Below are 7955 nucleotides of genomic sequence, written 5' to 3'. Positions count from 1 at the left end.
TGTCGGTCGCCGAGCGCCCGTCATGCGCCTGACCGGGCGTGATCTTCAGCGCGAGGGGACGGCCCTCGGCATCCACCAGCGCGTGGATCTTACTGGTCAGGCCGCCCCGTGAGCGACCTATGCCACCGGATCCGCCCTCTTTTTTTTAGCGCAGGCTGCGTGCTGGTGAACCCGCACGCTGGTGGCGTCGATCATCTGCAGATCGCCTCGTAAGCCTTCGACACGGCAGCCAGAAGCCGATCCCAAATGCCGCGCTTGCGCCAGCGCCGGAAGCGGTTGCCGCAGGTCGTGTAGGGCCCGTAACGCGCCGGGATGTCGGCCCACGGTGCGCCCGTGCGCAGCCGCCAGAAGATCCCGTTCAGCACCCGTCGGTCGTCCACCCGATCCTTGCCGCGCACGTCCGTCGGCAGAACCGGCTCGATCACCGCCCACTCTTCATCCGTCAGGTCAAACCGCGCCATCCTCGGTCCTCCATTCGGAGAACCAACGATGCCACGGCCAAACCGTGCCAGACGTTATGAGTTCACGACCTAACGTACGCGGCGCAAGCTGAGCGGCGTCCCGAACGACCGGATCGCGGGGCTGCGATCTGATGGTGACGACAGGGTGAATGGTCCGCGTCTCGCGCACGTTCACCCGGGGAAGGGACATGCCGGTGCTCATCAGGCGGCCTGCCGCATCGCAGGGGCAGACGGAGCGGGCCCGGGGCCGTCGTCGGTACTGTTCGGGCTGAGGCGGACACCGTGCGCGGTGAGCTGCGCCCGGACGGACTGACGGACGAACTCCGACATGGTCTGACCGCGCTGGCGCGCAGCGGTATCGACGGCATCGGCGAGTTCGGTCTCGACCTTGAGACGGAGCGTGCTGGGTCGGGGATTTGCGGTAGGCATCGGAGCACCACGGCATTGCGATTGCGTGGCTACGATAATGATAATCTACATTTATAAGTGCAAGTACCGGCCTATCGTCCGAGCCTGACACAAATCCCCGGCCGTCGTTCGCTGTTATTCACTGTTGTACTTTGTTATAGGTGATTATCCACTTGTGCGTCAGCTTGTCACACCCAAGCGAATGCTGGAGGCGGTCGTCACGGCACTCGAAATATCTTCGATTATCGACTGCGTTATTCAACAGCCTCGGCAGATGGTGCTAATCGTGATCTCCACTTTCTTGCCCCACTCGTTACTGCGGTCCTCATCGGTCTTCTGGTTCTTCTCCTGTACCTCTTTGCTGCTCGGCACGGCCGTCGCTACAGGATCTGACTTTGCAGCATTCGACTACCTCGCCTCCGGCTTGGGCTGTCGATGAGCTGGAGCCGCGGCAACTGGGGGCGTGAAAGCCAGCAAAGCCGTCAGGCTTGGACTTGCCTTCTGAGGAGGCCCTTAACTCACGTTAGAGCAATAAATTCGCAAACCGTTTGGGCCTCTTCTGCGTTTAGTGGCCCTAGCGACCCGGCTCTTCAGCGGCTGGTCGCATACCCGTGTGAGAGCTAATGCGATCAGGACGTGATCAGAACGCCGAAGCTAGCCAATCCGTCGAGGGCGCGGATCTGCGCGAACGCTTGACGCGGTGGGGAACGTTCGCGCTGCTCTTGATATTCTTCATCTTCACCATTGCGCTCTGGGGATACGCAGCGTGGTGGGGCGTGGTGAAGCTTATTCAGCTGGTCTTCTGACGCTAGTCCTCGGCAGCAACCGGAGCCTTGTGGCAGGTGATCGCGAACTCGACCATACCCACGAGGTAGAGTGCGCCTATCAGGATTGCGACGTCGGTCGTAAATTCCATTCCGTGTTTCCTCCTACGTATTTTTAACGGATGTTTCACGGCGTCTCCGGAGTTGGCAACGAAAATCGTTGCTGCACCTGCGAGATTGGGTGCGGCAGAAATGCGAAGGCGAATGCTGCTAGTAGACCTTGGCATTAACCGCCCTTCAACAAATCTCCACTACCCCGTCGGGCGGTCGGCTAATAAACTCCGTCTCGCCGAACGGGCGAGGCTCCGATGCTCCTCATAGTAGCTGTAGCCATTAGCAGTGGGCTCGTGACGTTCACTGCTCTCAGTCCTTTCAGCCTTCTGGCGGCGCTGATTACTGCACCGATTGTTGCGAGTACAATGGCCGTGCTGGCGGGCTTCCTCTTAGCTTGGCGCGAAGCCAGCAAGACTGCCTTTCTCGACCTCGATGCTCAAACTGACGCAATGGTGACGGCGCTGCGCAGCGTAGCTCAGCCTGTAGAAGCCCCGCCTTCAGATTTGAGGACTTCCAGCCGACGGGATAGAGCCGCTTAACACCTGAGTTTCTCCGGTAACTCGGAAGACTCATTCTGACCGCTCATGCCCCGCCTCCCACTCTGTTCCGAGTTCCAAACCCCTCGTCCGAAAATATCTTACCCCCTGTGCCGTTTGTGCCTTTGGCGCCAATAGCTCTGTTTTTGGCGCTATTGGCGCCAATGACGCTACCGGCACAGGGGTCCCCATTTTTCTACGGATGGGGGTTTCGGCAAAAGGGCGGTCGGCGATTGCCTCCGGGTGGACCTCGTAGTTCTGCGCTTTGCGCCCCTTGCGCTCGCCAGCACGGGCGAAGCGCTGCCGGATGAGGTTGGCCTTCAGAAGCTGCATACAGGCGGCCTCCATGTCGGTGGCGTCCCGCAACATGCCGCCGACTTGGCGCCGGACATCCCGGGCGTTGAACTCGCTGATCCGGTTCTGTCGCAGGTGCCGGGCGAGCAGCATGCCGCGCCGCTCGACGACCGGGATCGATGCGTCGCCGAACACGCGCTCGGCCATCGGCAGGAAGTAGGCGTTCAGGAGATCCGCAGCGGCGGTGACGGCATCCGGGGAGATCTCCCTCGGCTCCGTCACGCTCGGCGCCCCGCCGCACCACCATAAGTGCTCCAGGACAGCCGAGAGCCGGAGCGCGTGTCCACGCGCCTTGCCGAGCGTGCCCGCGAGCAGCCCGCTGGCCTCATGGCAGCGTTCGACCATGTCGCGGGCGAACGCCTCCAGGCGATCCTCCGCCTCCGATGTCAGGCGCGGCCTGACCGGTTCAGGCTGACCGAACTCGTCGATACCTTGGGCGAGATCTGTGAGCCGCGCGAAGGCTGACTGCATCGGTCCGTCGTCCTGAACGCCGAGCGCGAGCGTGAACTCGGGCTTGGTGTCCGGCCAGGCCCAGAGCCGACGCGAGGCCAAACCGTCGTCGGGGCCGTTGAGGACCATCTCCAACTTGTCGGGCTGGACGCCGCCGAGCGCGCCGATGCTGAGGTGCCGGATATGAAGCGGCTGCGGGTTCTTCATCCGATCGACGACGTAGGAACGGCCGCCGTACATCTCGATCGCGAAGGCCCGATCAGACCCGCCGCCACCGTACTTATCGAAAGCACCGAGCCAGCCGGCTAACTCGTCGCGCACGAGCAGCAGGCCGCGCGGCAGGCCCGCTGCCAATGCGCCCAACGCCTCGACGGTGGCGTCGGCAACGCGAATGCGAGGTCGAACCGGAGCCAGCGGTTCGCGGGCATTGTCCGGCATCGGCGGCACGTCTGCGTCGCCGTTCTTCACGGCGGCCTTGACCTCGATCTTCCAGGCCTCGACCCGGGCGTCGCAGGCCTGCTTCAGGGTCGCATATTCCTGCTGCACCTCTTCGAAGCCGTAGGCCATGCGGTCCTCGGCGAAGCGCACCAGCGTGAAGGCCGCGTCCATGGACGGGGACTTCGAGGACGATGGCGGCCCAACCTCAGCGCACCACAGCACAGGCGGCTCGGCCCACGCGGCGCCAGCCTGAGGCCAACGCACGTTGGCGATCGTCGCGCCAACGCTCGCGAGCAGCGCCACCGCAACGTAGTCCGGCGGTGCCGAAGCGCTCCGAGCCTTGCGCTCGCACCACTCAGCCCACGGACCCAGGAGATGTAGCGGGAAGGCCGGAGCGGGGCGACGTCCGGTCCCAAGTAGGCTGAGATCCGGCTCGCCCCACGAACCATGCCCCCCTGTGCCGGTAGTGCCGTTGGCGCCAATAGGTTTGTGACGTCGATGATGCTGATCGTCGGCAGCCGGCGGCCCGAGACGGTCTATCTCGTCGGCGAAGTGGTTCGACCTCATGGCCGCACCTCCATTTCAGGGTGAGGCTGAGCGACAGGTTGGGGCTGGCGTCGTTTCCGATCGCGCTCCATCTGCTCGGTCAGATCACCGAGCAGGTTGAGGGCAGTACGGAACTCGGCAGCCGCGCAACGGAGCGTGTAGCGAAGGCCGGCATCGTCGCGCAGTGCGGCGTAATCCGCCACGATGTTCGAGCGCATGCCGACAGCTGCCATCAGCGCAGCAATCTCGGCCCTAAGCCGGTCCGGATCGCCATAAGGCGAAGTCGTCGGGATTGAGAGGGGACGCGCTCATGCGCGCCTCCAAGTCTCGGGCGTTGTGAGCGCCAACTCTGCAACAAGACTGGCCACGGCAGGCGGCAGGCCGTAGCGCTTGGCAAAGGTCGATGCTTGAAGAGCGAGGGGCTTCGCGGTATCTACAAAATTGTCAGCCGCCACAGCAGACAATTCGAGACCCGCCATCGCCCCGCGCGATGCGCGGGTTTCTTGCTTCATGGCTTAGGCGCCTCCTGGCTGCGGAGTCCGCGGCACTTCGAGTAGACGCTCAAAAGCAATGACCGGCACGAGCATGCGCCGGCCGATCCTGATGGTGGGGATCTCGCCTCGGCCAGCGGCCTCGTAAGCAGTGTTCCGGCTGATGCCCAATTGCCTGCCGGCTTCCTCGACACTGATTGTCTTACGAGCAGTCCCGCTTAGCTGCACATCTACCATTACGTGTTCCTCCATGGAACCAGATCCGGTTCCATATCGATGGAACCGGATCTGGTGTCAAGGCACCACTTGCGGTTCCATATGTTTTTGGTACGGTCACGGATCGGAGGGGACGAGGCAGCGCCATGAGTGACCGAGTAAAATCAGATACGGTTCAGCTAAAGTTGCGCCTTAAAGAGCCTGATAGGTCTGCACTCGAAAAATCGGCGCAGGAACGAGGGGTTTCACTTAATACCGAAATTGTCGACCGTCTTCGTAGATCATTTGATGAAGAACGTTCGATATCTGACCTATTTGGAAATCGGCGTGACTTCGCGTTTATGAAGTTTGTCTATGCCACGATCGAAAATATTGTTAATCTAAAGAAGCCTGATGCTGATTGGCGTGAGGATCCGTATAGATTTGACCAGATTTTCAAAGCAGTAGTTGCAATATTTGAAGCTATTAGACCAAAAGGAAAATTGCCAAACGATCCAGAGGAAGCGCTCGATTATGGGGGGCAGCACCGTGGGGTTGGCGCAGCTTACATGGCTCTACAAGAAATTATGCAAGCGGATCCGAATATTTCTTTTGGAGAAAGCGGTCACAGATTGCGCACTTCAATCCTAGCAAATGATCTCGGGAAACTGGCTCAGGATGCGCGACTTCCAACGAAGTCTATCAATAGCATATCCGAAGAATTGCTCCCTTACGTTGAGCAGGCTATGGTTGAGAATGTTTCCGTGTTGGACATCTATCATCGGAGCCGAAGCGGGGCGGAAGGAGGTAAGTCGAGCCCAAAGAATAGGAATAATCAGAAATGAAGGGGCACATCCGCGAGCGCTCGCCCGGCAAATGGGCGGTTGTCTTGGAACTCCGCGATCCCGAAACTGGGAAGCGTCGGAGGAAGTGGCACACCTTCGTCGGCTTTAAGCGCGAAGCGCAAAAAGAGTGCGCCCGGCTCATCACGACCCTTCAGGGTGGTGACTATGTTGAGCCGGCGAAGGAGACTTTGGCGCAGTTCTTCGAGCGCTGGCTGGATCACATCCGCTCGCAGGTCTCGCCTCGCAGCCACGAGTGTTACACCGAGATAGCTAGGAAGAACCTTGCTCCGCTGCTCGGTGGGGCCGTGCTCACGAAGCTCCGACCGGAGCAAATCTCCGCAGCTTATGGCAAGGCGCTCCTCAGCGGGCGCAGGGATGGCAAGGGCGGGCTTGCGCCTCGAACCGTCCCACATGCACCGCATCCTGCGGCAGGCGCTGGGCCAGGCCGTGAAGTGGCGCATCCTCGTTCGAAACCCGGCTGATGCCGTCGACCCGCCGAAGGTCGAGCGTATGAAGATGCGCACTCGACGCCAGCGAGTCGGCGGCACTGTTCGCGCACTTCCGGCCGACCCGCGCCTTTATCCCTGTGGTGCTGGGGACAATGTGCGAGCTGCGCCGCGGTAAGGTCACCGCGCTTCGGTGGCGCTCGGTCGATTGGAACAGTGGCCACATCGAGATCGTCGAGAGCACCGAGCAGACCCGGAAGGGTACGCGATCGAAGGAGACGAAGAGCGGCCGTGGCAGGCGCGTCGCCCTCCCCTCCTTCGCGCTTGAGGAATTGCGAGCTCACCACATCAGGCAGGCCGAGGAGCTGCTGAAGCTCGGGGTGCGAGCGGCCAGCGACGGCTACGTCTACACGCAGGCAAACGGCTGTCCGGTGCAGCCGAACAGCCTCACGCACGAATTCACGCGGATCCTGGCTCAGGCGACCCACCTGCTGAGGGTGCGCTTCCACGATCTGTGGCACAGCCACGCGACGCAGATGCTGGCGAGCGGGGTCCATCCGAAGATCGCGCAGGAGCGCCTGGGGCACTCCAGCATCGCGATCACGCTGGATCTGTACTCCCACGTCCTGCCGGGGGTGCAAGAGGACGCGGCAGCGAAGGTTGACGCGGCACTGCGCGCGGCCATAGGTAATACCGCCGGGTGAAATGGTAGCAAAGCGGTAGCAGAGGTGGGTTTCGGCCCCCTGCCCTACCGACGGAAAACCAAATCGCCACAGAGGCTTGGAAGGGTGGCCGAGTGGTTTAAGGCAGCGGTCTTGAAAACCGCCGTGGGGGCAACTCCACCGTGGGTTCGAATCCCACCCCTTCCGCCAGAAGGCTGTTCCTCACCGTTCGCTACTGGCCGCTAAGTCGCAGAAAAATCAGGTAAATCTTCAATCTGCTGTTCGCAGCGGGTCGCTGGCGTTTGCGCAAATTCAGGCTTGCGATGTTAGTAGCATTGTGGGTAGCTTGGACGTGCAAGGTAAGCTATCTCTCCGTCGTCAGATGATTTGGAACATTCAGCGGTGTTCAGGAGCGGAGGCTCTGGTCCATCTGGGGTGAGAGGTTGGGCGGCCTGCGCGTGGTGGCGCAAGCGGCAATCCATCATGGTCTGGCGCTTGATGCGTTTCCGCTCGGCCAGGATTCCTTCGCCGCGTCCGAAGTAGACGTCGGAGGGCGAGAGGTTGCTTAGGCTCTCATGGGCTAGCGAATGGTTGTAGTGTTCGATGAAGTTAGCAGCCTGCGTCTCCAGTTCGCAGGGCAAGTAGGCGTGTTCGAGCAGGATGCGGTTCTTGAGCGTCTGATGCCAACGCTCGATCTTGCCCTGCGTTTGAGAATGACATGGCGCACTGCGGATGTGGGTCATGCCCCGGCTGCCGAGCCAGTCAGCCAGGTCGCTGGCGACGTAGCTCGGCCCGTTGTCGGAGAGCAGGCGTTGCCACGGCATCACCCGCGCCTGATCGAGCTCAGCCGCACCCAGCGCCAAGTCGAGCGTGGCGGTGACGTCGCTGGCCTGCATCGTCGTGCACAGCTTCCAGGCGACGATGTAGCGTAAGAATTCGTTCAGCACCGTCGACAGGTAGTACCAGCCCCAGCCAATGACTTTCGGTAGATGAAGTTCGTCTGCCAAAGCTGGTTGGGCGCGGTGGTCTTATCGCGGAACTCGTCGGCAGCCTTGATGACGATATAGGCCGGGCTGGTGATCAGGTTCTGAGACTTGAGCAACCTCTAGAGCCTGTCGTCGTCTGAACGGATTGGCTTGGCTAGCGTTTTCGTTTCTCTGATGCAGGAGGGACGATGCTGAGCGACGCCCAGCGGTCTGAACTGGAGCCCTTGGTCGAGGCCTGCCGGCCCAAGGCCAAGACGCC

The 7955-nt window shown here is 61.4% G+C and carries 9 protein-coding genes, 1 tRNA gene and 2 pseudogenes; 5 read left to right on the top strand and 7 right to left on the bottom strand.

The features are described from left to right. Positions 1-461: pseudogene (locus MKK70_RS22985) on the bottom strand (IS5 family transposase); the annotation flags it as partial. Between the two features lie 201 nt (positions 462-662). Next, a complete protein-coding gene (locus MKK70_RS31155; RefSeq protein ID WP_409568314.1) occupies positions 663-890 on the bottom strand; it encodes a CopG family transcriptional regulator in 228 nt (75 codons plus the stop codon). 602 nt (positions 891-1492) lie between these two features. On the opposite strand from MKK70_RS31155, the gene MKK70_RS22980 reads away from it, so the two are divergent. Next, positions 1493-1675: a hypothetical protein gene (locus MKK70_RS22980; protein WP_243950162.1), complete on the top strand. Its 183-nt coding sequence runs from the start codon at positions 1493-1495 to the stop codon at positions 1673-1675. 641 nt (positions 1676-2316) lie between these two features. Here MKK70_RS22980 and MKK70_RS22975 read toward each other — a convergent pair. The 4 genes from MKK70_RS22975 to MKK70_RS31150 form a co-directional block, all read right to left on the bottom strand. Next, entirely contained in the window at positions 2317-4092 is a 1776-nt protein-coding gene (locus MKK70_RS22975) for a DUF3987 domain-containing protein (protein ID WP_243950160.1), read from the bottom strand. Then, positions 4089-4304, bottom strand: a complete 216-nt coding sequence (locus tag MKK70_RS22970) for a hypothetical protein (RefSeq protein WP_243950158.1) — start codon at positions 4302-4304, stop codon at positions 4089-4091. The genes MKK70_RS22975 and MKK70_RS22970 overlap by 4 nt, the downstream gene beginning before the upstream one ends. Before the next feature lie 75 nt (positions 4305-4379). After that, on the bottom strand, positions 4380-4583 hold the full coding sequence (locus MKK70_RS22965; protein WP_243950156.1) for a hypothetical protein: 204 nt from the start codon (positions 4581-4583) through the stop codon (positions 4380-4382). Between the two features lie 3 nt (positions 4584-4586). Continuing rightward, positions 4587-4799 carry a helix-turn-helix domain-containing protein gene (locus MKK70_RS31150; RefSeq protein ID WP_409568315.1) on the bottom strand — a complete coding sequence of 71 codons (213 nt, stop codon included), beginning with the start codon at positions 4797-4799 and terminating at the stop codon, positions 4587-4589. A 125-nt stretch (positions 4800-4924) separates the two neighbouring features. Between MKK70_RS31150 and MKK70_RS22960 the strand changes: the two genes are divergently transcribed. The 4 genes from MKK70_RS22960 to MKK70_RS22945 all read left to right on the top strand — a co-directional run bounded on the left by MKK70_RS22960 (position 4925) and on the right by MKK70_RS22945 (position 6920). Continuing rightward, positions 4925-5602 carry a hypothetical protein gene (locus tag MKK70_RS22960; protein WP_243950154.1) on the top strand — a complete coding sequence of 226 codons (678 nt, stop codon included), beginning with the start codon at positions 4925-4927 and terminating at the stop codon, positions 5600-5602. Then, positions 5599-6084: a hypothetical protein gene (locus MKK70_RS22955; protein ID WP_243950153.1), complete on the top strand. Its 486-nt coding sequence runs from the start codon at positions 5599-5601 to the stop codon at positions 6082-6084. Before MKK70_RS22960 ends, MKK70_RS22955 begins: the two co-directional genes overlap by 4 nt. 119 nt (positions 6085-6203) lie before the next feature. Continuing rightward, a complete protein-coding gene (locus MKK70_RS22950) occupies positions 6204-6752 on the top strand; it encodes a site-specific integrase (RefSeq protein WP_243950151.1) in 549 nt (182 codons plus the stop codon). Between the two features lie 78 nt (positions 6753-6830). Further along, positions 6831-6920, top strand: a tRNA-Ser gene (locus MKK70_RS22945). 236 nt (positions 6921-7156) lie between these two features. Here MKK70_RS22945 and MKK70_RS22940 read toward each other — a convergent pair. Further along, positions 7157-7815, bottom strand: a pseudogene (locus MKK70_RS22940) (transposase); the annotation flags it as partial. Positions 7816-7955: the final 140 nt, after the last annotated feature.

It is taken from the genome of Methylobacterium sp. E-041, assembly GCF_022829665.1.
In the GTDB taxonomy this organism is placed as follows: domain Bacteria; phylum Pseudomonadota; class Alphaproteobacteria; order Rhizobiales; family Beijerinckiaceae; genus Methylobacterium.
This window is presented reverse-complemented; position numbering and strand designations above follow the sequence as displayed.

Coding starts and splice junctions, on each gene's coding strand:
- MKK70_RS22955 (WP_243950153.1), top strand. CDS start 5,599: ATGAAGGGGCACATCCGCGAGCGCTCGCCCGGCAAATGGGCGGTTGTC.
- MKK70_RS22975 (WP_243950160.1), bottom strand. CDS start 4,092: ATGAGGTCGAACCACTTCGCCGACGAGATAGACCGTCTCGGGCCGCCG.
- MKK70_RS31150 (WP_409568315.1), bottom strand. CDS start 4,799: ATGGTAGATGTGCAGCTAAGCGGGACTGCTCGTAAGACAATCAGTGTC.
- MKK70_RS22980 (WP_243950162.1), top strand. CDS start 1,493: ATGCGATCAGGACGTGATCAGAACGCCGAAGCTAGCCAATCCGTCGAG.
- MKK70_RS22960 (WP_243950154.1), top strand. CDS start 4,925: ATGAGTGACCGAGTAAAATCAGATACGGTTCAGCTAAAGTTGCGCCTT.
- MKK70_RS22970 (WP_243950158.1), bottom strand. CDS start 4,304: ATGGCAGCTGTCGGCATGCGCTCGAACATCGTGGCGGATTACGCCGCA.
- MKK70_RS31155 (WP_409568314.1), bottom strand. CDS start 890: ATGCCTACCGCAAATCCCCGACCCAGCACGCTCCGTCTCAAGGTCGAG.
- MKK70_RS22965 (WP_243950156.1), bottom strand. CDS start 4,583: ATGAAGCAAGAAACCCGCGCATCGCGCGGGGCGATGGCGGGTCTCGAA.
- MKK70_RS22950 (WP_243950151.1), top strand. CDS start 6,204: ATGTGCGAGCTGCGCCGCGGTAAGGTCACCGCGCTTCGGTGGCGCTCG.